Source organism: Glycomyces sp. NPDC048151 (genome assembly GCF_043202775.1).
In the GTDB taxonomy this organism is placed as follows: Bacteria; Actinomycetota; Actinomycetes; order Mycobacteriales; family Micromonosporaceae; genus Glycomyces.
In genome coordinates this window covers 118,401-143,415 of sequence record NZ_JBIDBB010000010.1, presented here as the reverse complement: position 1 = coordinate 143,415, position 25,015 = coordinate 118,401, and the positions used below count along the sequence as shown (strand labels likewise).

Genomic DNA, 25,015 nt, shown 5'->3' with positions numbered 1-25,015 from the left:
GCCGGGTCCGCGGTCGTTCATGAGTCCTGACGGCGTACAGGCAGGCCCAGCGGCACCGCGGCGGTGGCCGGGTGCGGGGCGATCATGCCGTGCTTCTCGCGATCGGTGCACAGGTCGGCGAGCTTCTCGTAGGCCAGCGGGCCGAGCAGCTCGGTCAGCTCGACCGCGTACGACAGGTACACCGGTTCGGCGGCGGTGTGCGCCAAGGGCGACCCGGTGCACCACCAGTCGAAGTCGTGCCCGCCCGGCCCCCACGAGGCCCGGTCGAACTCGGTGATGAGCGTGACCGACACGTCGGTGCCGTCGGCGCGGTGCTCGGTCTTGAAGTCGCGCTTGACCGGCAGCTGCCAGCACACCTCGGGCTTGTACGTCATCGGGTGGACGCCGTCGCGCATCGCCTGCTGGTGCAGCGCGCACCCGGCCCCGGCAGGGAAGCCCTCGCGGTTGTGGAAGACGCACGCGCCGTCGACGACCGCGGTCTTCTTCGCGGGCTCCTCCTCGCCGTCCTCGTTCTCGAGGGTGTCGTCGACGATGGTGTCCTTCCAGCGCCGGTGCAGCTGCCAGGTCTCGGGCGTCAGCTTCTTGACGATCTGCTTCGTGCGCTTGATGTCGTCCTCGTCGGTGTAGAACGCACCGTGCAGGCAGCAGCCGTCGGCGGGCTGGTCGGCCTCGATGCCCGGGCAGCCGCCCTCGCTCGGGTGCTTGCCGAAGATGCAGCCCCAGCGCGACAGCAGCCAGGTGAGATCGGCCCGGACCATCGTCTCGGGGTCGTCGGGATCGAGGAACTCCACCCATTCGCGGTCGAAGCCCGCGGTCACCTCGTCGGTCATCCGTCAACGGTACCCGCCTCCATACGGCTCACCCGTCATCGGCGGTCCGGCGTATCCTGGTGTCCGTGACCCAGTCCGTCCCGGTTCTGCTGTCGACCACCTCCGTGTACCCGGAGCCCACAGCGGTGGGCTTCGAGCTCGCCGCCGAGCTCGGGTACGACGGAGTCGAGCTGATGATCTTCACCGACCGGGTCTCCCAGGACCCGTCGGCGGCTGCCAGCCTCGCGAAGCACTACGGCGTGAAGATCGGCGCGGTCCACGCCCCCTGCCTGCTCGTGACGCAGCGGGTGTGGAGCTCCGACCCGTGGACGCGCCTGCGCCGCTCGGTGCAGGCGGCCGAGTTCCTCGACTCGCCCGTCGTGGTCATCCACCCGCCGTTCTCCTGGCAGAAGGACTACGCCTCGAAGTTCTCCACGGTGCTCGACGGCCTGCGGGCCCGCTACCCGCACGTCGAGATCGCGGTCGAGAACATGTTCCCGCTCAAGCTCGGCAAGCGCAAGCTCGTGCCCTACCGGCCCCACTGGGACCCGACCCGGCACGGGTACGAGTCCTACACGCTCGACCTCTCCCACTGCGCCGCCTCCGGCGCGGACGCGATCGCGATGGCCGAGCGGATGGGCAAGGGCCTGCGGCACATCCACCTCTGCGACGGCACCGAGCCCGGCGCGGACCAGCACCTCGTCCCGGGCCGCGGCACGCAGCCTTGTGCGGAGCTCCTCGGCTCGCTCGGCGCTTCCGACTGGGAGGGCTCGATCACCCTCGAGGTCAACACCCGCAAGAGCGGCAACAGGACTCGCCGCGCCGAGGACCTGTACGAGTCGGTGAAGTTCGCACGCGACGCGCTCAACTCCCGCTCCTCGCCGTGAGACCGCCGCGATCGGGCCGAGCCGCGCGCCGACCCGGACGACAGCGGCGCCCCCGGACACCGTCCAGGGGCGCGCCTTCCGTCTCGTCTAACCCAGGAAGAACCGGTCGTACTCGGGGCTGACCACAGACCAGTCCCAAGTAGACAGAGCGTGCTCGGAGGCGAGCTTGGCGCTGTCGCGCCAGCTCTCCTCCGAAACGTTGATCCGCAGGATCCGCTCGGCCGCCGCCTCCGGCGTGTCCGCGACCCAGCCGTCCGGGTACACCGTCCGGGCGCTGTGGGCCTTACCGGCGAAGAACGGCCAGTCCCGCACGACGGGGACGGCGCCGCTGGCGGCGCCTTCCATGAGTCCCAGGTGCGCGCTTTCGCGAACCGACGAGCTGAGCATGAAGCCGACCTCGGTGAGCTTGCCGGCGACGTCGTCGGTCGGTCCGAGGCGCAGTACCGCGCCCGCCTCGACGAGCGGTTTCAACTCCTTCTCCAGCTTGCTCCGGTACTTCGCGGTGGCGCGGCTGGACTTGGGGTCCATGTCGCCTCCGACCAGCACGAGCCGGTAGCGCTCGTCCTCCTCGCGGAGCAGCCGCAGCACCTCCACAGCCCAGAGCGGGTCCTTCACGACCTGCCCGACGCCCACGAGGCCGAGCGTGAAGCGGGCGGCATCGGTCTTCTCACGGGGGTATGCGCTGAGCTCGACCGCGTTGTAGAGCACCTGCGTCCGCGGCGCCTGCGGGCCGCGCAGCTGCGGCACCAGGGCGGCGGTCAGGTCCATGACGTGGTCGCCGACGAACACGAGGTCGTCGACGCGGGAGAAGTCGACCAGGTACGGCCAGCGGGTGAACGCCTCGTAGCTGTGGAGCCGGACGACGATTCGGGTGTCGCCGGGGTCGACCGTGGTGAGCATGGCGGCAGGGCCCACGCACCAGTCGGCGAAGACGGTGTCGGCCCAGTCGAGGTGCGGGCGAAGCAGGTCTTCGGCCAGTTCGGCGTACTCCTGGTCGCCTCCCATGCGCTCCATGATCATCCGCTTGTCGGCCCACGAGATCCGTTTGAGCGAGGGCTGCGTCGCCACGTCCAGGTAGCGGACCTCGACGCCGTGGTGGTTCCGGTAGCGGTCGATGATGTGGTGCAGGAAGTTGTCGTTCGAGCTGGTCATGACCAGCAGCCGCAGCGGCCGGTCGGTCGGTGCCGGTGCCGCGGGACGGACCCGTCCGCGCGGTGCCATGACCGTCTTCATCGCCTTCGAACCGCGGAAGCGTGCGGTGAAGCCTTCGGGGTCGTCGGTCAGCGGCGAAGCGAGCTGGTCGATGTGGACGACCCGGTGGAAGCCGAGGAAGAGGGCGCGCTGGAGTGCCTGGGCGGCTTCCTCGTATCGCTCGGCGGCCTGGAGTTCGTCCGCGTGCGCGAGGAGCGCCTGCATCGCCGGTGCCATGTGCTTCGGGCTGACACCCCGGTTGATCTCCTGCGTCACGGCCTTGTCGAGCAGTTCGGCCCTGGTCGCCGTGTCCTTGATCTTGGAGGCGGTCAGCGCGAGGGCGTAGGCGCCGCCGCTGTGGCGGCCGGCCCAGTTCATGGCCTCGTTCACCCGGAGCCCGGTCCGGACGCGGATCGAGTCGGGCACGCCCGGAGCGCGCAGCGGCAGCCGCCACAGGCGCGCGCCGACGGAGGAGCGCATGATGGGCCGGGCGGTGAGGGTGCGCGCGATGGACTCGGGCAGCCGCCGCATGGTCTTGGCGAAGTCGCGCGCGATGACGGACGGCGGGGGCGTGAAGGCGCCGCTGGGGCGGACGGGACCGCCTTCGCGCTGGTTGAGGTCGCGCACGGCGTCGATCGCGGGAGCCAGGCCGTAGACGGCCGTGGCGGTGCGGTTGCGCTGGGCGAGCTGCCAGACGGTGTAGACCGCGCCCTCGTCGAGGGCGACGAGCACGTGGGCCCGGCGGGCGTGGTCGCGAAGCCAGGGGTCCTTGCGGCTGCGCCGCCAGACCCGCTCCCCGAAGGGGAGTTCGACGTTGCGGCGCCGGTTGTAGGTGGAGAGCCGGTGCGTGTCGGCGAAGTCGATCTCGACCAGCTGGTCGGCTATCCAGGCGGCCGGAACCGAGGCGGCGTAGGAGACGCGGGCCCCTTCGGCCCCGAGCGTCCGCACCGCGTCGGCGAGGACGCTGATCGGCGCGGTCTTGCCGCTGATGAACAGGACATCGATCACTGGAGGTCGCCTTTCCTGGCGGGCAGCTCGCTGACCAGCTTCTCCACGGCCGCGGACATGATGATCTCACGCGTGAACCGGTCGGCGTGGGCCATCGCCTCCGCATGCTGCTCGGCGGTGGACTCGACGGCCAGGTGGGCGGCCTCGGCGAACGCGTCGGCCAGGGCCTCCCAGTCGATGCCGCGCGGCCCAGTCCAAAGCGGGTGTCCCTTGAGGACGTTTGATGCGTCGTGGTCGATGGCGTGTGCGGAGACGATCGGCAGGCCCGTCGCCATGTACTCGTAGACCTTGCCGGAGGTCACGTAGCGGCCGCCGATGAGGATGAGCGCCAAGGCGTCCCAGCGTGCGTAGGTGGAGGCGACGTCGGCCTTGGCGACCGGGCCGCCGTAGGTGACGCCGTCCGCCTCGGCGTCGCGCAGCAGTTCGACCTGCGGACTGGCGCCGCGGACGGAGCCGTGGCCGATGTGGCCGCGGACCTCGAATCGGGCGTTGGCCAGCAGCGGTTCGCGTTTGCGGGCCGCGCGCCAGCCGTCGAGGACGGCGCCCAGGTGCTCGGTGGAGAAGTTGACGGTGCCGAGGTAGCCGAAGACCAGGCCCGACTCGGGGTCGGGGCTGTGCGCCCGGCCGGGAGCGCTGTCCACGTCGTAGCCGTTGCGGACGACGTGCACGCGGTCGGCCAGCTCGGGATAGCGGGCGCGGTAGTGCTCGGCGATCGGGTCGTTCACGACCCAGAGGCTGACCGCGGAGCCGAGGACGCGCTCCTCCCAGCGGCCGTTCTCGGAGTCGCGGGTGAAGGCTTCGCGCCCGTCGATCACGTCGATCGACCAGCCGTCGCGGAAGTCGACCGCGTACGGCACGCGCGCCTCTCCCCACAGCCGCCAGGCCGCCGCGAGGTTGGTGTAGGGGACGCAGGTGGCGAGCAGCAGGTCGGCCGGCTTGTCCTTGTGGATGCGCAGGGCCGCTTCCTCGAGCGCGCCGCGCCAGTCGCCGAAGTTCATCTCGGGGAAGGTCTCCTGCTGGCGGTCGCGCAGCGACCTGACCCACTTGGCGGGGGTGAGGGCCCGCTCCTCGCTGTAGCGGCGGAGGTCGGTCTCCAGGTCTTCGCGTCGCAGCGGGAGCTTGACGATCGCGATGCTCGGGTCGACCTTCTCGGAGAGGGTGTGGTCGAGGCCCGATTCCAGTTTCCAGGACGCGTCCTCGACGGTGACGACCGTGACGTCCCAGCCCTGGGCCGCGAACTGGTTCGCGGTCTCGCGCATCCGGTAGGCGCAGCTCTTCGCGGCGGGAGGGAACCCGACCGCGAGGTAGATCAGATGGGGGCGATGTTCGCCGCGTCCCGGTCCGGGTGCCTTGTCGTGCCGAGCGGCGCCGGATGTTGCGAAGGCTGACATGGTACTGGACGTTAGCACGGTGCGAAAGGGCTCTGAGCTGGCTAGACGGAGAACGTTAGGTGGACCTCCCGCTTCAGTGAGCCGCTTTTGGACGACCGCGAATGCCGCTCCAATGGAGAAGGGAAGTGAATTGCGAATTTCTCTCTGCTGCATTCGCGGACAACTGCGGGACAACGAAAGGTGAATGGTCCTGTTTCGTACTATGCAACCTCGAACAGCGGCCGTTGCAGGCGGCCGGCCGGGAATCGGGAAGGACCGTCCTCGAAATGAACACAGCCTCCGCCCCCGGGCGCGTGGTCATGGTCGTCGCCAACCGCATCGACGGCGACTCCCGCGTGCAGAAGTCGGCGCAGTCGATGAGCGAGGCCGGCTGGGACGTCCACCTCGTCGGCCTCTCCGTGTCCGGCAGGCAGGAGCACTACCGGCAAGGCGACGTGGAGTACCACAAGATCCCCGTCCCCAAGATGGACCCGCCCAAGAACCTCCGCCGCCGCCTCGCCGCGCTGCGCTACCCGCTCGCTTACGGCGACACCGCCCGCGTCAAGCACGGCGACACGCGGATCAAGGCCGAGCGCATCGAACTCGAGGCGATCGACGACGAGCGCGGGCGGGGCAGCGACGGCCTGTTGCGGCCGCCCCGGCTCCTGCGCCGCCTCGGCCGGAAGGTCCAGCGGTTCTGGATCGGTCGGCGCATCGGTCAGACCCGGGCCCGCGACGACTACGCCGCCCGTGACGACGGCCGGATCGACCGCTTCGAACGCGCCTGGTGGACGCTGCTGCTCGGCGACCGGGTGTGGCGCCGCCTCGACATCGACGCCGTCCGCATCGAACTCGCCCTGCAGCCGGAGATCATCCGGCTCGAACCGGACCTGATCCACGCCCACGACATGCACCCGATCGGGATCTGCGCCCGTGCGGCGGCCCGCATCCGCCGGTCCGGGCGGACCGTCAAACTGCTGTACGACGCCCACGAGTTCGTTCCCGGGTGCGACACCCTCCCGGCCGACCGCTTCGAGTCCCTCGTCCGCTACGAGCGCCGCTACCTGCCGAGCGCTGACGCGATCGTCACGGTCTCCCAGCCGCTCGCGGAGCTGCTGCGCGATCACCACGGCCTCGACCGGACGCCCGCGGTGGTGCTCAACGCGCCGCTGACCCCTGACTACTCGCGCCCGGACCCCGGCGACGTCCGCAGCGCCTGCGGACTCGGCGCCGACACGCCGCTCGGCGTCTACTCGGGTTGGGCCGCACCGGAACGGAAGATCGAGTGGATCATCGAGGCCGCCGCCCGCATCCCCGGCCTCCATGTCGCGTTCCTGGTCAACCGGCCGAGCCATCCGTACGTGAAGTCGCTCGTCAGCCTCGGGGCGACGCTCGGCGTCGCCGACCGCCTCCACTTTCGCGGGTACGTCGACTACGCCGACCTCCCGCGGTTCCTCTCGACCGCCGACGTCGGCATCCACCCGATGCAGTCCGGTCCGATCAACCATGAGATCGCGCTGCCGAACAAGTTCTTCGAGTACAGCCACGCCCGGCTGCCGCTGGTGGTCTCCGACGTGAAGACCCTGTCCGAGGAGGTGCGGCGCATCGGCAACGGCGAGGTGTTCGCCTCGGGCGACATCGGCAGCCTCGTCGTCGCGATCGAGAAGGTCCTCGCGAACCCACAGGTCTACCGCGGCGCCTACCGCGACCCGGAGGTCCTCGCGGGGTACACGTGGGAACGCCAGGTCCACACCTATACGGCGTTGTACGAGGAGCTGATCGGCCCGGCCCGGGGCCCGGTCGCCGAAGGCGCCCTGGGGGTCTGACCCACGCACGCGAGCACGGCGCCCGTCACCGACGGGCGCCGTGCTCGCGTTCCGGTCCGCGCTCAGGTGTGCGGCAGGGCCGGTTCGCCGTCCCTGCCGCGACCCGGAGCGCGGACCGCTCTTCCGCTACCGCCCGGGGAGGTGCTCCTCAAGGGCCGCGACGACCGCCTGGCCGGCCTTGCCGTCGCCGTAGGGCGCGCCGGTGCGCTGCGCCGGGGAGGGCCGGGTCGCCGTGGCGTGCCAGTCCTCGGCCGAGAGCCGGTCGGGGCGCGGCACCAGGACGTTCCAGCCCTCCTCGATGGTCTCGACCCACTCGGTCTCGGTGCGCAGCGTGGTGCAGACGCGGCCGAGCAGGTACGCCTCCTTCTGGAGCCCGCCGGAGTCGGTCACGACCCCGGCGGAGGCCAGTACGGCCGCCACGAGGTCGCGGTAGGGCAGCGGCTTCGCCGCGAACAGCGACCCCTGGGTCAGCTTGAGCCCGTACTGGTCGGCCTTCGCCTGCAGGCGCGGGTGCGCCAGGAGCACCACCGGAACCGGCAGGCCCGCCATGGACTCCACGAGCGCGGTCAGCAGCTCGGGGTCGTCGGTGTTCTCGGCGCGGTGGAGCGTGGCGACCAGGAACGGGGCGGCCGGGTCGACCCCGGCCGGCAGCTGCGGCCGGGTCCCGTCCGCGAGGACGCTGTCGCGGGTCTGGAAGCACACGTCGACCATGACGTCGCCCACGTTGACGGCGCGGGCGCCCAGGCCCTCGCCCGCCAGGTGCCGCAAGGCCTCCTCGGTCGGGGCGAGCAGCAGGTCGGCGCAGTGGTCGGTGAGGACGCGGTTGTGCTCCTCGGGCATCCGCCGGTTGAAGGAGCGGAGACCGGCTTCCAGGTGCGCGACGGGCAGGTGCTGCTTCACGGCAGAGAGCGCGCCGGCGATGGTCGAGTTCGTGTCGCCGTAGACCAGCACCCAGTCGGGCTGCTCGGCGTCGAGGATCGGATCGATCGCGGCGAGCATCGCACCCGTCTGGGCCCCGTGGCTGCCCGAGCCGATGCCGAGGTGGAAGTCGGGCTCGGGGATGCCGAACTCGGTGAAGAACACGTCCGACAGCTCCGGGTCGTAGTGCTGCCCGGTATGGACCACGACGTGCCGGTGGTCGGTGCCCGCGAAGGCCTTCGCCACCGCTCCGAGCTTGACCAGTTGCGGGCGGGCGCCGACGATGCTGACGACCTTCATGCGGACTCCTCGTTACTCGCTGACAGGGTGCTCTCGGACAGTTCGCCGTCCGCTTCCACGTATCGTTCACCGGTCTCGGGGCAGCGCCAGAGGTCGGCCTCGACGTGCTCCAGGCGGGCGCCGGCGCGGCCGACCCATCCGGCCCGCCGGGCCGGCACTCCCATGACGAGCGCGAAATCGGGCACGTCCTTGGTGACCACGGCTCCGGCGGCGACCATTGCCCACCGGCCGATGCGAACCGGCGCGACGCAGACGGCGCGTGCTCCGATCGACGCGCCCTCGGCGACGTCGACGCCCACGGCCTCCCAGTCGGCGGCCTTCTTCTGGCTGCCGTCCGCCGCGACCGCCCGCGGGTTGTGGTCGTTGGTGAACACCGCGGCGGGTCCGACGAACACGCCGTCGGCGAGGGTCGCCGGCTCGTACACCAAGGCGTAGTTCTGGATCTTGACGTTGTCGCCGATGCGCACGCCGGTGCCGATATAGGCGCCGCGGCCGACGACGCACGATTCGCCGAGCACCGCGTGCTCGCGGATCTGCGCCAGTTCCCAGACCGCGCAGCCGTCGCCGACGCTCGCCGTCGGGTCGACCTGAGCGGATTCCTGAATCCTGTAGGGCATGTGCTGCTTTCGATAGAGAGTTGGCGCGGCAGAGGGCCGCTCGGCGAATTATACGGTCCGCGGGTGCGGACTCGAACCAACCGAATTCGAGCGAACGCGAATGGGACGCGGGTTGCCCGGGGGGCCAACTGCGGGCAAACCGAAGGTGACAGGAGAACGCAGTTCGGATGCCAAATACATAGTCGGCCAACTGCGGGGAAACGAAAAGTTAAGGGGGTGACTCCGTATCATCTGCGCTTGAACGACGGGCGGATCGACTCCGGCCGGAACCCTCGGAGGAATCATGGGCAAGCGTCCCGGGCGCATCGTGATGCTGGTGCAGGACGGCGTCACCGGCGATTCGCGCGTGCAGAAGGAGGCCGCTTCGGCCGCCGCCGCGGGCTGGGAGGTGTTCCTGCTAGGCCGATCCGACGGGCGGGCCGAGGAATGGGACCTCGACGGCGCGACGGTGCGGCTCGTGCCGACCCAGCGCACGTTCGACCTGCGCCGCCACGAGGTCCGCCGCCCCTGGCTGCGCGGCCCCCTCGCCTACCCGCCCGGGCCGCTGGAGGCCTACCGCCGCAAGCAGGTCCAGGCCTGGAAGGCCGACCTCGCGTTCGAGCGCGCCCGCGGCGGCGCTGGGTTCTCCTACAGCGTCAAGCGCGCCGCGTTCGGCACCGCGGGCCTGTGGATCAAGGCCCGCACCCGCGCCAGCCGCCTCGCCCGCGAGAGCCGCGCCGCCGCTGCCTCCCCGCTCGACCGCGCCGCGTTCCGCTTCTGGCGCAAGACACTCGGCGACCGCTCGTGGCGGCGGCTCGACCCGGCCCTGTGGGACCTCGAACTCGCCTTCGGCCCCGTCGTCGACGAGCTGCAGCCGGACCTCATCCACGCCAACGACTTCCAGATGCTCGGCGTCGGCGCCCGCGCGAAGGTCCGCGCCAAGGCCGCGGGCCGCGACGTGAAGCTCGTCTGGGACGCCCACGAGTTCCTGCCCGGCATGAAGCCGTGGAAGGACCACCCGTGGTGGCACGCCGCGCAGGTCGCGCACGAGCGGGAGTTCGCGCCGTACGCCGACGCGGTCGTCACCGTCGCCGAACCCCTCGCCGATCTCCTCGTCGCCGAGCACGGACTCACCGAGCCGCCGGCGATCGTCATGAACACCCCCGACTTCAGCGCCGCGCCCGACGCCGCCGAACCGGTCCCCGACCTGCGCGCCCTCTGCGGTGTCGAGAAGGACACGCCGCTCATGGTCTACAGCGGCGTGCCGCTCGTCCAGCGCGGCATCGACATCATGGTCGAAGCCCTGCCCTCGCTCCCCGAAGTCCATGCGGCCCTGGTGCTCTCGAAGCACCACTGGGCGTACGTCAGGCAGATGACGAGCCGCGCCGCCGAGCTCGGGGTCGCCGACCGGGTACACCTCCTCCATCACGTCCCGCACCACCAGGTGGTGCCGTTCGTCGCGGCCGCCGACATCGGCGTCAGCCCCAACCACCACCACCAGAACCACGAGATCTCCTTGAACACCAAGTTCTTCGACTACTCGCACGCCCGCCTGCCGATGGTCGTCTCCGACGTCAAGCACATCGCCGCCACCGTGCGCGCCACCGGCCAGGGCGAGGTCTTCGCGGCCGGGGACACCGAGGACTTCATACGCGCCGTCAAGCTGGTCCTCGCCGACCCCGAGGCCTACCGGCGCGCGTACGACGAACGGGTCCCGCTCGACACGTGGACCTGGAAGGAGCAGGCGCGCGTGCTCACCGCCGTGTACGAGCGCCTCATCGGCAGTCCCGACGGGACACGAGACGAGAGCGAGGCACGGCAGTGACCGGACGACGCGCGGCCGTGGTGACCCCCTGGTACCCCGACGCCCAGCGCCCCTACCGGGGCTCGTTCGTGCAGGCGATGGTCGAGGCCACCGCCCCCGGACTGGACAGTGTGGACATCTACCACCTCGACGGGTGGGCCGTGACCCGCGAGCCGGAGAAACTGGCCCGCGTCCGCGACCTCCAGCACCGGCTCCTGCCCCGCGCCCTCTCGCCCGCGCCCGCAGTGGCAGGGGCGACGCTCTACCGCCTCCCGGTCGTCATCGAACGCAGCCGCGACCACGCCCTCCACGCCCGCCGCCACGCCGAATGGCTGAGCGTCGCATTGGACGGCAGGCTGATCGAGGCCGATGTCGTCCACGCCCACGTCCCCATGTTCGGCGGGCTCGCGGCCCTGGAGAACACCCGGCCCGGCACCCCCGTCTTCCTCACCGAGCACTCCTCGTTCCTCGCGGAAGTGCTCGCCCAGCCCGACGCGCGGGACCTCTACGACGAGATCCTCGACCGCTGCGCCGGGCTCTTCGTCGTCGGCGAGCCCCTGCACAGGCTCGTCGAGGACGTCTTCCCGCACCACACCGGGAAACTCGCGTACATCGCCAACCCGATCGACTTCCGCTTCCGCCGCCCCGAACCGCCGGTCGCCCTGCGGCGCTGGCTGTCCGTCGCCGGGCTCATCGAACGCAAGCGCATCGACCACCTCCTGCGCGCGTTCGCCGAGTGCCGCGCCGAGGATCCGGAACTGACCCTGACGCTCGCGGGGGAGGGCGAACTGCGGAAGCCGCTCCTCGCCCTCGCGGCCGAACTCGGCCTCGGCGACGCCGTCGACTTCGTCGGCGCGGTCGAACCGGGCGACATCCCCGGCCTCATGGCCGACCACGACCTGCTCGTGCACACCAGCCGCCACGAGACGTTCGGCGTGGTCGTGGTGGAGGCCGTCGCCGCCGGAACCCCGGTCCTGGTGACCCGCTCCGGCGGCTCCGACCAGGTGCTCGAGGGCATCGAGGAGGACGCCGGCGCGCTCGTGGAGGTCGTCGACGACCACACGGTCTTCGCCGACGCCTACCGTTCGCTGCGTGACCGGTTCCCCGGAAAGGTCGACCTCGACCGCGCCCGGGACGTGTTGCGCGCCAAGTACTCCTACGAGGCCGTAGGCGACCACCACCACCGGATCTGGTTCGGAGAGGCATCGTGAACCTGCTCTTCATCGCACCGCAGGCGAGCCGGAAGCGCGCCGTCGCGGTCGAGACCCGCCGCGCCCTCGACGACGGGCACACCGTGGTCCTCGTCGCCGAGGCCGGGATCGGCCGGGAAGGCTGGGACCTCGACCCGCGCGTCGACGTCGAATGGCTGCAGGCGAACGAACTCAGCGCTGCCGAGTCGCGCGCGACCGCGCTGTTCGCCCGCAAGCTCCCGCTCGGCCTGCTGCGGCGCGTCGGCCGCGGCCCGCTGCGCGGCCCGGCCGACAAAGCCGCCCGCGGCTGGAGGCGCATCGTGGTCGGCCCGCTCGACGCGGACCGCCGACGCGAGACCGAGGCCATGCGCGAGCGCCACCGCCTCGAACGCGTCCAGGCCCGCATCGAAGCGCAGCATCCCGACTGGCTGGTCCTGTGCGAATCGGCCGCGATCGAACTCGCCGCCGAGTTCGTGCCCGGCCTCCTCGACGCGCGCCCCGGCACCCGCACCACCTTCGCCTACGAACCCCTCCCCGGAGGCGGCCGTGACTGATCCGCGGCCGCGCCTGCTCTACCTGGCGTTCTACTTCCCGCCTTCCCGGGCGAGCGGCGTCTACCGGGCCCGGGCCACCGCGAACTACTTCGCCGAGTCCGGTTGGGACGTCACCGTGGCGCGCGTCCCGCAGTGGTTCCTGGAGGACGTCGTGGGCTCCACCGACGACGGCCTGCTCGACACCGTCGACCCGCGCATCGCCACCGTCAGTCCCGGGCTCGACGACTTCATGTGGGAGACCGACGTGCGCACGTTCGGCTCCTTCCGCGGGAACTTCCCGTTCCTGGCCGCCCGCTGGCACAAGTGGAAGCAGCGCTTCAAGTTCCCCGACCGGTACGCGTCCTGGGGCGAGTCCGCCGTCGAGGAGGGCCTGCGGCTCCACGCCGAGCGGCCCTTCGACCTCGTGATCGCCACCGGGAACCCGTTCTCGGCGTTCGGCGCCGCCTACGAGCTCGGCAGGCGCACCGGTCTGCCATACATCGTGGACTACCGCGACTCCTGGACCCTCGACCTGTTCACGAACGAGGACGCGTTCCCCAAGGGCGACAAGGCCTGGCGCTGGGAGAAGCGCATCCTCGACAACGCCGCCGAGGCGCTGTTCGTGAACGAGGCCCTGCGCGGCTGGCACGCCGAACGCTATCCGCGCGCGGCCGAGCGCATGCACGTGGTCCTCAACGGCTGGGACCCCGACGTCCTCCCCGAGGTCCCCGAGTCCACGGCGGACGAGAGCCGCCCGCTCTCCTTCGCGTACGTCGGCACCCTCACCGCCAACCAGCCGGTCGAGGCGCTCTTCACCGGCTTCCGGGCCATGGCCGAGTCCGGCCGCCACCCCGGCGGCACCCTCGACCTGTACGGGCACCTCGGGTTCTTCGCGAAGTACGAGTCGCGCATGCGGGCCGACATCGGCCTCGACGACGACCAGGAGCGCATCCGCCACCACGGCCCGGTCTCCAAGGCCGAGATCGGCAGGGCGTACGCCGCGAGCGACGTGCTCGTGTTCCTCGTCGGCGGCTCCAAGTATGTGACCTCAGGGAAGGTCTTCGAGTACATGGCCACCGGCAAGCCGATCGTCTCGGTGCACGAGCCCGGTTCGGCCGCTGAGGAACTGCTCCGCGACTACCCGCTGTGGTTCAACCCCGGGGGCCTCGACCCCGACGCGATCGCCGCCGCGATGGCCGAAGCGGGCGACGCGGCCCGCAAGGCCGACCCTGACACGGCCGCCCGGGCCCGCGAGTACGCCGCGGGGTTCACCCGGTACCGGGCACTGGAGGACTTCGAACGGCGCGCCCGCGCCATCGCGGAGAAGGGATCCCCCCGATGACCGACCTTCCCGAACTCCCCGAACGGGTCGTCGTGCTGCTCATCGGCAACGGCGCGGTCAAGCGCACCAACGACTACGCCTGGCAGATGGCCCGGCGCGGCGTCCGCGTCCAGGCCGTCGTCGCCGACGGCCAGGGCTGGCGCCGCGCGCCGACCCTCCATCCGGCCGTCGAGGTCTACTCCCTGGCCCGCCCCGAGAACCGCCAGCCGCTCCTGTGGCTCTACGAGGCCGTGGTCGAGCGCGGGCCCGCCGCGGTGCTGCGCCGCCTCGACGGGAAGGTCCCGGGCGTCGGATTCGCCCGCCGGGCCCACCGCAAGGCCGCGGGCTTCTGCCGCCGCAACGTGTTCTGGAAGGTCTACCGGCCCTTCCGCCACCAGGCGCTCCGCGCGATCGCCCTGCGCCGCCTCGCCCCGCTCGACATCGGCGCCGCCGACCACGTGGTCTGCCCCGACCCGGCGGCCGTGCCGCTCGCCTGGTCCCTCGCGAAGCGCCACCCCCGCCCCGTCGTCACCCGAGCACTCCACTACGGCCCCTACAAGCCCCACCCGGTATTGACCCCGCTCGAGCCTTGGGACCCCGAAGCCCCGGAGGCCGCCGACCGCGCCCCTTATAACCCGCTCTGACACCTCGCAGGAGCAAACCCCGCCGAACCGCACGAAACCACCCGACAACTCTTCGTGAACAGAGGTCATAAGCCCGATCGACCTTGGAATAAGACGATCATTCCTATCCTGAGCCGTGATTTCCAATGTTGCGGCGCACGTGTTACGCCACCGTGACCTGAGCGCGGGCCGCGGGCGGCTACGCTGCAGACATGCTGCGTTCTGTCATTCTCGCCGCCGCCCGGTCATCGAAGATCGAGCGGCTCGTCGGCACCGCGCCGGTGACGCGGTCGCTCGTCCGCCGCTACGTCGCGGGCGAGACCACGGCCCACGCCGTCGCCACCACCCGCACCCTCGCCGCCGACGGCCTGCTCGCCACGCTCGACTACCTCGGCGAGGACACCGTCGTCGTCGAACAGGCCGACGCCACCCGCGACGAGTACCTGGGACTCCTGGCCGCCCTCAAGGCCGAGGGCCTCTCGGCCTCCGCCGAGGTCAGCGTCAAACTCTCCGCCGTCGGGCAGCGCATCGACGCCGAACTCGCCTACGACCGCGCCCGCGAGATCTGCTCGGCCGCAGCCGACGCGGGCACCACGGTCACCATCGACATGGAAGACCACACCGTCACCGACTCGACCCTGGAGATCGTCCAGCGCCTGCGCGACGAGTACCCCTCCACCGGCGCCGTCCTCCAGTCCTACCTGCGCCGCACCGAGGACGACTGCAAGTCCCACGCCGTCCCCGAATCGCGCATCCGGCTCTGCAAGGGCGCCTACAAGGAGCCCGAGTCGGTCGCCTACCAGCGCAGTCTCGACGTCGACCGGTCCTATGTGCGCTGCATCAACGCGCTCATGGCCGGCGAGGGCTACCCGATGCTCGCGACCCACGACCCGCGCCTGATCGAGATCGGCATCGACCGCGCGCGTTGGTACGACCGCGACAAGGACTCGTTCGAGTTCCAGATGCTGTACGGCATCCGCCCGACCGAGCAGCTGCGCCTCGCCGCCGAGGGCTACCGCATGCGCGTCTACGTGCCCTACGGCGACCAGTGGTACGGCTACCTCATGCGCCGCATGGCAGAGCGCCCTGCGAACCTCGCCGTCTTCGCCCGCTCCCTGTGGACGAAGTCCTAGCGAACCAGCCTCCACCCCAACACCACCGACGAGCGGACCCCGGCCGGGGTCCGCTCGTCCGCGTTGCGCGCCTCCCTTGGAGTCCTCTCAGGAACCGTGCCGCATGACAGTGGCCGCCGCCACCCATCGGCCTGGTCACAGCGGTAGACGCCCAGCGCACACCCGCAGTTCGGGGCTCGCACGGGTAGCGAGCAGCGACTACAGTTGCGAACGTGACTCAAGCCCCCGAGGACTTCACCCCGGACTCCCCCGAGCGCGACCACCCCGGCGAACCCCGCCCCGGTCAGGCCGCCTCGGCTCCGCACGTGCCCGGCCAGCGGTCCGGCAGTGCCGCGCTGGGTGACGCGCCGCGCGGCACCTCGCCCGAACCGGTGCTGCCGCAAGCGGACACGGGCGACGCGGCGATCCCGCAGGCCGCCCCCATGCCCCCGATCCCCGAGCCCACGGCCCCGCCTTCGGCGCTCCCGGTCGACATGCTCCCGCCCGGGGCCGTCCCGCCCGGACACGCCCCCGGCCAGATGCACGGCCAGATGCCCGGCGCCTACCCCACCGCCCCCTACCCGGCCCAGCCCGGCATGCACCACCAGGCCCCGCCCGGCCAGATCCCGCCCGGACCGATCCCGGTCAGCGCGATGCCCCCGTGGCCCGGCGGCCCCGTCTACTACCAGCCGCGCCCCGACCGCAGACGCTCCCCGATCGGCACGATCCTCGTCGTGCTCCTCCTCGTCACGGGCTCCGTCTTCGGCGGGGCCCTCGTCAACGGCTGGCGGCCGGACGTCCTCGCCGCCGAGACCGGCACCATCGAGGGCCTCGCGGTCCAGCCCGGCGAAGGCACCGTCCCCAGCCCCGGCCCGAACGCCTCCGAAGCCGAGATCCTCGCCTACCTCAAAGAGCAGGCGCAGCTCGTCCTCGACGCCCAGTCCGAGTCGCTGATCAACAACAGCCTCGAAGGCTGGCTCGCCGCCTACGACCCCACCCTGCACGACCCGATGACCCGCCGCTTCGACTCGCTCACCTCGATGCAGGTGTCCCGCTTCGACTACACGATCGCCTCGGGCCCCATCGAGGACGCGTCCGGCGCGGTCCCGCTCTACGACATCTCCGTCGCGCTCTCCTACTGCTTCGTCGAGCCGGCCGACACGTGCAAGGCCGCCGACATCGTCTTCGACTCGCGCTGGCGCGCGAGCGACGACGGGATGGTCATGGTCGAGGTCGCGAACTCCGAGTACGGGGAGGGCCCGCACCCGTGGGAGGTCACCGACCTCGTCGCCGCGGTGGGCGAGCGCACCGTCACGGCCGTGCCGGTGTCGATGGCCGACCGCCTCGACGAGGCCCTGGAGATCTCCGAGGCCGCCGCGATCAACGCCGACAAGTGGGCGTACTGGGAGAAGCCCGACCGGTACGTCATCTACATCGCCAGCGACGACGAGTTCGAGACCTGGTTCGGGGGCTTCTGGGACTCCGAGGACGTGCTCGGGTTCGCGCTGCCGCTCTCGGGCACCGTGAACGGCGAACGCCAGCCGTCCACGTACGCCACCGTCATGGGCGTCGACCGCACCGGCTGGGGCTACGGCCTGACCTCGGTGATCCGGCACGAGCTCGGCCACGCCGTGACCCTGTGGGCCGCGCCGTCCGAGCGGTACGCCGACGACACGTGGTGGATGGTCGAGGGCGTCGCCGAGTACATCGACCACGGCGACCGCTCGCTCGACGAGTACGACCGCGCGCTCGACGTGCGCGACTACGTGGCCCAGGGCGGCTGCGAGACCGACATCCTCCCGCCCGACGGGGACGACGACACCCTTGCCGGGTCCGGCAAGTACGGGTGCGGGTTCCTCGGCGTGCACTACCTCATCGACGAGTACGGCGTCGACAAGTTCACCGAGCTCTTCGGAGCGACGGCCCGCGAGGGCAGGCCCGCGGTGGACGTGGCGCAGGAGGTGTACGGGAAGAGCTATGCCGACCTGATGCAGGAGATTACGGCCTTCATTGCCCAGACCGTGTGAGATCGGGTGTTGCCGGGTGGCCCGGACTGCCGTAACATGAGCCTCATCTCAATCGAACGACATCAACGTCACACTCTGTGACGGCCGACTTGTTTCGGTTCATATGGGCATTCGCGTCCGCCGCACCTCAAACACATCCCACAAACCCCACGTCCTTGCATTAGTGCTCGCAACAGCCCTCGACAGAACGGTGAGACACATGAGCGAACCCGGGGACCTCCTCGACGAGGTCAAGTTCTTGACGGTGACGGAGGTGGCCGAGCTGATGCGCGTCTCGAAGATGACGGTGTACCGGCTCGTCCACAACGGCGAGATCGCGGCGGTGCGGGTCGGGCGCTCCTTCCGCGTTCCCGAGAGCGCCGTCAAGACCTACCTCTCCGAAGCGCTCCAGACCGACGACTAGCTCCCCTCGGCCCGGCAGGTCCCGCCACGCGCGAGCTGTGACGGGGCCTGCGGTTCCGCTCGCCCGGCGCGGGGGCCGCCGGGAAGGCGCGTTAGGCTGGTCGGGCTCGAAAAATTGTCTAGTGAACATCTGTGAGGAAGCTCTATGGGCTCGGTCATCAAGAAGCGGCGCAAGCGCATGGCGAAGAAGAAGCACCGCAAGCTGCTCCGCAAGACCCGCGTGCAGCGTCGCAAGCTCGGCAAGTAACCGAGTCGACCGGCTCCCGAGTACCTGCGGGTAGGCTGGGCGCATGCCAGAGTTTGCAGCGGTAGCGTTCGCCTTCGAGGTGAGATTTCTCGTCTACCTGGTCATCACGCTCGGAGCTGCCTTGCTGTCGGTGATCGCCCTCACCCATTGCGCGGTGCAGAAGCCAGACGCGTTCCACGCGGTCGGCACGCTCTCCAAGGGCGCATGGATCGGCATCCTGGCGATCAGCCTGCTCTTGTCGCTGCTGTTCAGCCAGCGTCCTGGGTCGGGGCTCATCTTCACCCTGGTCGCGATCGCCGCGTCGCTCGTGTACCTCCTGGATGTGCGCACCGGTTTCAAAGACCTCCGTGGCGGCGGTTCGTCGTACTGAGCGGCTCCGCTCGAACACGTGAGAAAGCCGCGTCGACCTGTGTCGACGCGGCTTTCGCTGTGCCTTCTGCGCTTTACTGCGAGGCGCGGCCTTCCTTGCGTCCCTTAACTGACGACGCCGCGGGCCATCTCCCGCAGCCGCTTCACCCTGTCCGCGGTCGGCGGGTGGGTCGAGAACAGCCGCGAGAGCCCGCCGCCGCGCAGCGGCGACTCGATCATGAGGTGCGACTGCTCCGCGATCTTCGAGTCCGCGCGCGCCGGCATCCGGTCGACCCCGGCCGAGATCTTCTCCAGCGCGCTCGCGAGCGCGAGCGGGTCCCCGGTGAGGCGCGCGCCGTCGGCATCGGCCTCGTACTCGCGCGAACGCGACACGGCCATCTGGATGAGCCCGGCCGCGAGCGGGCCGAGGATCATCGTCAGGAGCAGCACGAGCGGGTTCGGCCGGTCGTCGTCGGAGGAGCCGAGCGGCAGGAAGATCGCGAGGTTCGCGAGCATCGTGATGATGCTGGCGAGCGCGCCCGCGACCGACGAGATGAGGATGTCGCGGTTGTAGACGTGCGACAGCTCGTGCCCGATCACGGCCCGCAGCTCGGCGGGCGTGAGCAGCCGCAGGATGCCCTCGGTGACGGCGACCGCCGCGTTCTCGGGGTTGCGGCCCGTGGCGAACGCGTTCGGCTGCATCGTGGGCGAGACGTAGAGGCGCGGCATCGGCTGGTTCGCGCGGTGCGCGAGCTCGCGCACCATCGCGTACAGCTGCGGGGCCTGCGCCTCGGACACCGGCTGCGCGCGCATGGAGCGCAGGGCGATCTTGTCCGAGTTGAAGTAGGCGTAGGCGTTCATGCCGACGGCGATGACCGCGGCGATGAGGATGCCCGTGGAGCCGCCGAGCACGTAGCCGATGGCGATGACGAGCGCCGACATCGCGCCGAGCAGCACCGCCGTTTTGAGGCCGTTGTGGTGCTTCATGTTGTTGGGTTTCCCTCCTGGTGGGAAATGCAACGTCTTGGTAACGGCCAGTATTTCTCTGTGAGCTGGGAATTTACCGAGAAACCGACGTGAAGTCCAACACGAGCTGCGGCGCGAGCGTCACGGCCAGGAGCGCCAGCCCGATGGCGGCGAGGGCGATCGCGAAGCGGCCCTTCGGCATGGGCCGCCCGCGGCCGAGCAGGACGGTGCGGGCGAGCGGCAGGTAGTAGGCGAGCCCGAGGACCGCGCCTGCGGCGACGATCACTGCGAGCCACAGCGCTGAGGACGCCAGCACTTCCAGGACCACGACCTTCGCGAAGGTCCCGGCCAGCGCGGGCGGCAGCCCGGCCAGTCCGATCACGGAGAAGAGGAAGAGCGAACCGGCCAGGGGAGCGGACCGCCACATCCCGGCGAGTTCCGCGATGGCCCCGCCTTCGCCCGGGCCGTCGCCGCCGGAAACGTGAACCCGTGCATTCCCGGCGCTAGCCTTCAAATCGGACCCCTGGGGACCCCCCGTTTTCAATCCTCCCAGAGGGGTACGACGCTCGCCCGATCCGAACGCCGCTCGCATCCATCGATACTCATCCGATCCGAACGTCGTTCGCGTCGCCGTGAGTGCCGCGAAGACGCCCGCCTCCATCAGCACGAAGAACACCGCGTAGGCGAGGGCCGCCGAAGCGGCGGCCGCCGCGTCCTCGCGTCCCGCCGCCGTCGCGACGACGGCGAGCGGCGCGAGCGTGTACCCGGCATGCGCGATGCCGGACCAGGCCAGCAGCGGCACCGTCCGGCGCTGCACGAGCGCCCCGAGGTTGCCGATCACGATCGAGGCGACGCTCAAGGCCGCCACCACGATCCCGGTGCTCGTCCCGGCTCCCGCCCCGAGCGCGAAATGCACCGCCCAGACGATCGCGACCGCGCCGCCGAGCTTCGAGGCGCTCGCGAGATAGGTCGCGATCGGCAGCGGGGCGCGTTCGAGCACCAGCGGCGCCCAGGCGTGCAGCGGCGCGGCCGCGAGCTTGAACGCGAACCCGCCGAGGAGCAGTGCCGCTCCGGCCGCCGCGAGCGCGGGGTCGGCCCCGGCCAGGCCCGCCGCGAGTCCTTCGAGGTGCACGGTGCCCGCCGCCGCGTAGAGCAGCGCCGCGCCCATGAGCGCGGTCGCCGACGACGCGATCGAGGCGATCAGGAACGTCACGCCCGCCTCCGCGCCGTCGCGGTTCGACCGAGCCGCCGCTGCGCTGACTCGATCCGTCCCGGCGCGGCCCGGCTCCGCCGACATGCCGCCTGGCTTTGTCGCCGCACCAGCGCCGGACCCTTCCGGCCTCGGCCAGGCGACGAGCGCGTACAGCGGCACGGTCAGCGTCTCGAGCGCCACGATCAGCGTGATCAGGTCCCGCGAACCCGCGAGCGTGACGCCGCCCGCCGCCGAGACCGCCAGCAGGAACCAGTACTCGTTCGACTGCCGCCCGCTCACCGCCGCCACCAGGACGCTCAGGCCGGCGAACAGAGCCGCCGCGCCCATGGCCGCGTCGTCGGCCACGAAGGAATGCCACGTGCCGACGGCGAACGTCGAACGGTCCGCGCCCGCCCCCACCCACATCGCCGCGATCGCGGCCGCGCTGAGCCCGGACATCATGCAGGCCTTCGCGAACCGTCCGGTGAACAGCGCGAGCACCGCCGCGCCCGCCGCGAGGTACAGCGGCAGCAGCGCCACGTGGTCGATCGCCTGCACCCGCATCTACAGCAGCCCCTCACCGAACAGGTCGAGCAGCGGGCCCGGGATGAGGCCGAGCAGCAGCGTCCCGGCCACCAGCGGCGACCAGACCACGAGTTCCGCGGTCGTCGTGTCGCCGATTCCGGAGGTCGCGGACACCAAGGGGCCGTGGCTCACCCGCCGCAGCATCCGCAGCAGGTACGCCGCCGCGAGGAACGCGCCGAGCGCCGCCGCGACGGCGAGCGCGAGCCACGCGCCGCCGCGTTCGGTCGCGGCGTAGACCGTGAACGCCTCGCCCCAGAACCCGGCGAGACCCGGCAGGCCGAGCGACGCGAACGCGGCGAAGCCGAACAGCCCCGCGAGCGCGGGCGCGGCGAGCCGGAGCCCGCCGAGCGAGCCGAGCAGGCCGGTGTGCGTGCGGGCCTTGAGGGCCCCGGCGAGGAAGAACAGCAGCGGCGTGATGAGGCCGTGCGCGAGGTTCCCGAACAGTGCGGCGTTGACGCCCGCTTCGGTGCCCGTGGCGAAGGCGAGGACGACGAAGCCCATGTGCCCCACCGAGGAGTACGCGATGAGGCGTTTGAGTTCGGGCAGGCTCAGGCACACCAGGCCCGCGACGAGGATGCCGAGCGCGGCGAGCACCGCGAGGACCGGCGCGGCGTCGGCCGCGCCTTGCGGGGCGATGCCGCCCGCGACGCGGATGAGGCCGTACGTGCCGAGTTTGAGGAGCACGCCCGCGAGGAGGACCGAGCCGACCGTGGGCGCGGCGGTGTGCGCGTCGGGGAGCCACGAGTGCAGCGGCCAGAGCGGGGCTTTGACGGCGAACCCGATGGCCAGCAGCGCGAACACGAGGAGCGAGAGTTCCTGGCTGACGCCGCCGAGGACGATGATCGCCCCGAGGTCGGCGGTCCCGGTGTCGGCGACCGCGACGAACAGGCCGGTCGCCATGATCAGCGACCCGGCGACGGTGAACAGCGCGAACTTCGCCGCCGCGTGGCGGCGGGCCGCCGGGTCGCCGTACCGGTGGATGATCGCCCACATCGGCAGTAGGACGGCCTCGAACGCGACGAAGAACAGGATCAGGTTGTCCGCGAAGAACACGAGCGTCGACGCGAACTGCACCAGAAGCAGGAGAGCGGTCAGCGAAGGCGACGGTCGAGCGCCGTCGAGCGCATTGTGGAGGCAGCACAGCAGACCGAGCAGCGCCGTCAGCAGCGCCAGCGGCCACGAGACGCCGTCGACCGCGATCGAGAAGTCAAGATGGATCGCAGGCGCCCACGCGAACTCGATCTCATGCCACCAACCGCCGCTCAGGCTCGAACCGAACGTCGACCAGTTCCCGTTGCCCCGCCCGATCGGCAGCACCGCGACCGCCGCCAGCGCCAGCGCCGCCGCGCCCACCCCGACCCAGTGCGCGGAGGCGCGCCTCCGCCGCGCCCACACCACCGCCGCCCCGAAGAGCGGCGCCGCGACCGCCACCGCCAGCATCAGTTCCACAGGCTCACCCCGATCGCCACCACCGCGACCAGCAGCGTCCCCGCCGCGCTCAACCGCAGATACCGCACCAGCCCGCCACGGTGCCCGGCCGCCGTGTCCTCGGCCGCCGCGAGCGTCGCCCGCGCCGTGCCCTCCACTGCCGTCCGGTCCACCAGCCGCTCGTCGAGCACGCGGGCCGCCGCGCTGGCCGACCGCGCGAGCGCACGTGTCGCCTTGCCCGCCAGCCGCTCCGCGTACAGGCCGTCAGCGAACGCAGGCCGGGCCCCGCCGAGGACACCCGCCGGGTCGCGCTCCGAGGCCATCGCGGGCACGCCGCGCCGGTGCCCGCGCCACCACGCGTCGGCGACCACGGCGAATCCGCCGACGGTCGCGAGCAGCAGCAGCGCCATCAAATCCAAATGCAGCTCCGGCACCTCGAAGAGCCACGAGTAGTAGACCGCGCCGACCCCCGCGGTCGCGATCGTCAACGCCCACAAGCTGAACGCCTCCGCGCCCGGCACCGCCGCCCGTACCGCGCCTTCAGGTGCGCCGCGCCAGAACAGCAGCAGCCACAGCCGCGCCGAATACGCGGCCGTCAGGATGCTCGCCCCGACCCCGGCCCAGAACACGACCACCCCGGCCGGCGTCCCGGCCTCGGAGGCCGCGCCGAGGACCGCCTCCTTGCTGTAGAAGCCGCCGAGCGGCGGCAGCCCCGCCATCGCGGCGAGCCCGATCGTCATGGCCCAGAACGCCAGCCACGAGTCGCGCGGGCGCAGCCTCGTCGTCGAGAGCGACCCGCTCGTGCCCGCGAGCGCGATCACCACCCCGGCGGTGAGGAACAGCAGGCCCTTGAACGCCGCGTGCGAGACGAGGTGGAACAGCGCCGCGTCCCCGGCCGCGACCGCCACGGCCGCGAACATGAACCCGACCTGGCTCACCGTTGACCACGCGAGCACGCCTTTGAGATCCCTTGCGGCGAACGCGCACAGGCCCGCCCCGATCATGGTCACAGCCGAGACCACAGCCACTACGACGAGCAGGTCGACCGGCCAGCCCGGCAGCAGCCGCGTCTGCACGTACGCCCCGGCCGCGACCATCGTCGCCGCGTGGATGAGCGCGCTCACCGGCGTCGGGCCCGCCATCGCGGGCGGCAGCCAGATCTGGAGCGGGAACTGCGCCGACTTCCCGATGCAGCCGAACAGGATCAGCAGCATCCCCGCAGCCGCGGGCGCGCCGTCCACCTCCACGACCGCGTCGATCCGGAAGCTCCCGGCCGCCGCGCCGAGGACCATCACGCCGAGCACGAACGCCACGTCGCCGAACCGCGTCACCAGGAACGCCTTCGCCGCCGCGCCCGGCGCTTCGGGCAGCTTCGCGTAGTGGGCGATGAGCAGGTACGAGCACGCGCCCATGACCTCCCACCCGATGAGCATGAACACCAGGTCGTCGGCCGCGACCACCAGGAGCATCGCCGCGCAGAACAGGTTGACCTGCGCGGCGAAGGCCGCATAGCGCGGGTCGTCGCGCAGGTACGCGGCCGAGTAGACCTGCACGAGGAACGTCACGAACGCGGTCGCGACCGCCACTGCCGCGGCCTTCCCGGTGATGTCGAGCGCGAGTTCGACTTCGACCGGCCCGAAGTCAGCGAGCGTCAGCGCGAACCGCGGCTTGACCAGTCCGCACATGACCGCCAGGTACAGCGTGAACGCTGGGGCGATGAGCGCCCAGTACCTCGCCAGGCCCCGGTGCCGGAACAGCAGCCCGGCCAGGCCCGCCGCGGCGGGGAAGCCGATGAGGAGCAGCCCGAACGTCATCGGCCGCTCCGGGCGTCGTCGTCTTCGGCGGGCAGGTCGTCGGTGTCGATCGTCGCGCGCAGCCGCCACAGGTGGAGGATGAGCGCGAGCCCGACACCCACCTCCGCGGCGGCGATGACCACGATGAACAGTGCGAAGCTCTGCCCGGTGTAGGCATTGTGGACGACATCGGCGGTCACGAGCATGAGGTGCACGCCGCCGAGCATGAGTTCGGCGGCGGCCAGCTGCAGGACCGCGTTGCGGCGCGTCAGGACCCCGTAGAGGCCGATTGCGAACAGCCCCACGGCGATCAGGAACCCGATCAGCGGGTGCACGGCACCCTCCCCGGAAGGGGGACACGGGTCGATGGGGGCCACATGGCCTCATCTTGGACTACCGGGCACCCTGAAGTCCAGCATCGGGAGCGTGTTGATGCGGGTCGATCGCTATGTGGCGGAAGTGCCGTCCGCCCCTCGACCCGCGATCGCGCGGGCCCGCGCTTCGACGTGAGCCCGCATCGGATCATGCTCCCAAGCCGG

Annotated in this window: 22 protein-coding genes; 12 read left to right on the top strand and 10 right to left on the bottom strand. The window is 71.2% G+C overall.

Annotated elements, in window-relative coordinates:
- Nucleotides 1-17: 17 nt before the first annotated feature.
- Nucleotides 18-830, bottom strand: coding sequence for a hypothetical protein (locus ACGGCP_RS23445; RefSeq protein WP_392969903.1), 813 nt, complete (start codon nt 828-830; stop codon nt 18-20).
- A 65-nt stretch (nt 831-895) separates the two neighbouring features.
- Between ACGGCP_RS23445 and ACGGCP_RS23440 the strand changes: the two genes are divergently transcribed.
- Nucleotides 896-1,696, top strand: coding sequence for a sugar phosphate isomerase/epimerase family protein (locus tag ACGGCP_RS23440; RefSeq protein WP_392969900.1), 801 nt, complete (start codon nt 896-898; stop codon nt 1,694-1,696).
- 87 nt (nt 1,697-1,783) lie between these two features.
- Here ACGGCP_RS23440 and ACGGCP_RS23435 read toward each other — a convergent pair whose 3' ends face one another.
- Together ACGGCP_RS23435 and ACGGCP_RS23430 are read right to left on the bottom strand one after the other, a co-directional pair.
- Nucleotides 1,784-3,895: a glycosyltransferase family 1 protein gene (locus tag ACGGCP_RS23435; protein ID WP_392969897.1), complete on the bottom strand. Its 2,112-nt coding sequence runs from the start codon at nt 3,893-3,895 to the stop codon at nt 1,784-1,786.
- Nucleotides 3,892-5,208, bottom strand: coding sequence for a glycosyltransferase (locus ACGGCP_RS23430; RefSeq protein ID WP_392970151.1), 1,317 nt, complete (start codon nt 5,206-5,208; stop codon nt 3,892-3,894). Before ACGGCP_RS23430 ends, ACGGCP_RS23435 begins: the two co-directional genes overlap by 4 nt.
- A gap of 344 nt (nt 5,209-5,552) precedes the next feature.
- Here ACGGCP_RS23430 and ACGGCP_RS23425 point away from each other — a divergent pair, with 344 nt between their 5' ends.
- Nucleotides 5,553-7,091: a glycosyltransferase family 4 protein gene (locus ACGGCP_RS23425; protein ID WP_392969894.1), complete on the top strand. Its 1,539-nt coding sequence runs from the start codon at nt 5,553-5,555 to the stop codon at nt 7,089-7,091.
- Nucleotides 7,092-7,217: 126 nt separating this feature from the next.
- On the opposite strand, the gene wecB is transcribed toward ACGGCP_RS23425, so the two are convergent.
- Both wecB and ACGGCP_RS23415 read right to left on the bottom strand, forming a co-directional pair.
- A complete protein-coding gene (gene wecB / locus ACGGCP_RS23420) occupies nt 7,218-8,309 on the bottom strand; it encodes a non-hydrolyzing UDP-N-acetylglucosamine 2-epimerase (protein ID WP_392969891.1) in 1,092 nt (363 codons plus the stop codon).
- The gene (locus ACGGCP_RS23415) at nt 8,306-8,926 is read right to left on the bottom strand and encodes an acyltransferase (RefSeq protein WP_392969889.1); all 621 of its coding nucleotides are present in this window, start codon (nt 8,924-8,926) and stop codon (nt 8,306-8,308) included. Before ACGGCP_RS23415 ends, wecB begins: the two co-directional genes overlap by 4 nt.
- Nucleotides 8,927-9,209: 283 nt before the next feature.
- On the opposite strand from ACGGCP_RS23415, the gene ACGGCP_RS23410 reads away from it, so the two are divergent.
- The 10 genes from ACGGCP_RS23410 to ACGGCP_RS23365 all read left to right on the top strand — a co-directional run bounded on the left by ACGGCP_RS23410 (nt 9,210) and on the right by ACGGCP_RS23365 (nt 18,534).
- Complete coding sequence (locus tag ACGGCP_RS23410) at nt 9,210-10,730, top strand: glycosyltransferase family 4 protein (RefSeq protein WP_392969886.1); 1,521 nt, start codon at nt 9,210-9,212, stop codon at nt 10,728-10,730.
- Complete coding sequence (locus ACGGCP_RS23405; RefSeq protein ID WP_392969884.1) at nt 10,727-11,920, top strand: glycosyltransferase; 1,194 nt, start codon at nt 10,727-10,729, stop codon at nt 11,918-11,920. Before ACGGCP_RS23410 ends, ACGGCP_RS23405 begins: the two co-directional genes overlap by 4 nt.
- Nucleotides 11,917-12,453, top strand: coding sequence for a hypothetical protein (locus ACGGCP_RS23400; RefSeq protein WP_392969882.1), 537 nt, complete (start codon nt 11,917-11,919; stop codon nt 12,451-12,453). Before ACGGCP_RS23405 ends, ACGGCP_RS23400 begins: the two co-directional genes overlap by 4 nt.
- Entirely contained in the window at nt 12,446-13,774 is a 1,329-nt protein-coding gene (locus tag ACGGCP_RS23395) for a glycosyltransferase (protein ID WP_392969879.1), read from the top strand. Before ACGGCP_RS23400 ends, ACGGCP_RS23395 begins: the two co-directional genes overlap by 8 nt.
- Complete coding sequence (locus ACGGCP_RS23390) at nt 13,771-14,397, top strand: hypothetical protein (protein WP_392969876.1); 627 nt, start codon at nt 13,771-13,773, stop codon at nt 14,395-14,397. The genes ACGGCP_RS23395 and ACGGCP_RS23390 overlap by 4 nt, the downstream gene beginning before the upstream one ends.
- A 191-nt stretch (nt 14,398-14,588) precedes the next feature.
- On the top strand, nt 14,589-15,509 hold the full coding sequence (locus ACGGCP_RS23385) for a proline dehydrogenase family protein (protein WP_392969874.1): 921 nt from the start codon (nt 14,589-14,591) through the stop codon (nt 15,507-15,509).
- Nucleotides 15,510-15,721: 212 nt separating this feature from the next.
- Nucleotides 15,722-17,515: a hypothetical protein gene (locus tag ACGGCP_RS23380; protein ID WP_392969871.1), complete on the top strand. Its 1,794-nt coding sequence runs from the start codon at nt 15,722-15,724 to the stop codon at nt 17,513-17,515.
- 199 nt (nt 17,516-17,714) lie between these two features.
- The gene (locus ACGGCP_RS23375) at nt 17,715-17,918 is read left to right on the top strand and encodes a helix-turn-helix domain-containing protein (RefSeq protein WP_030155806.1); all 204 of its coding nucleotides are present in this window, start codon (nt 17,715-17,717) and stop codon (nt 17,916-17,918) included.
- Nucleotides 17,919-18,062: 144 nt separating this feature from the next.
- On the top strand, nt 18,063-18,164 hold the full coding sequence (locus ACGGCP_RS23370; protein ID WP_081687713.1) for a 30S ribosomal protein bS22: 102 nt from the start codon (nt 18,063-18,065) through the stop codon (nt 18,162-18,164).
- Nucleotides 18,165-18,207: 43 nt separating this feature from the next.
- Nucleotides 18,208-18,534, top strand: coding sequence for a DUF2516 family protein (locus ACGGCP_RS23365; protein WP_392969868.1), 327 nt, complete (start codon nt 18,208-18,210; stop codon nt 18,532-18,534).
- A 104-nt stretch (nt 18,535-18,638) separates the two neighbouring features.
- Here the strand turns inward: ACGGCP_RS23365 and htpX are convergent, their stop codons facing one another.
- From htpX to nuoK, 5 genes are all read right to left on the bottom strand, one after another.
- Nucleotides 18,639-19,499 (bottom strand): zinc metalloprotease HtpX, encoded by an 861-nt coding sequence (htpX, locus tag ACGGCP_RS23360; RefSeq protein ID WP_392969865.1) that lies wholly within the window; start codon nt 19,497-19,499, stop codon nt 18,639-18,641.
- 73 nt (nt 19,500-19,572) lie between these two features.
- Nucleotides 19,573-21,234, bottom strand: a complete 1,662-nt coding sequence (locus ACGGCP_RS23355) for a proton-conducting transporter membrane subunit (RefSeq protein WP_392969862.1) — start codon at nt 21,232-21,234, stop codon at nt 19,573-19,575.
- On the bottom strand, nt 21,235-22,695 hold the full coding sequence (locus tag ACGGCP_RS23350) for a NuoM family protein (protein WP_392970148.1): 1,461 nt from the start codon (nt 22,693-22,695) through the stop codon (nt 21,235-21,237). It abuts the gene before it with no gap.
- A complete protein-coding gene (locus ACGGCP_RS23345; RefSeq protein ID WP_392969859.1) occupies nt 22,695-24,497 on the bottom strand; it encodes an NADH-quinone oxidoreductase subunit L in 1,803 nt (600 codons plus the stop codon). Before ACGGCP_RS23345 ends, ACGGCP_RS23350 begins: the two co-directional genes overlap by 1 nt.
- A complete protein-coding gene (gene nuoK / locus ACGGCP_RS23340; protein ID WP_392969856.1) occupies nt 24,494-24,811 on the bottom strand; it encodes an NADH-quinone oxidoreductase subunit NuoK in 318 nt (105 codons plus the stop codon). Before nuoK ends, ACGGCP_RS23345 begins: the two co-directional genes overlap by 4 nt.
- Nucleotides 24,812-25,015 lie beyond the last annotated feature (204 nt).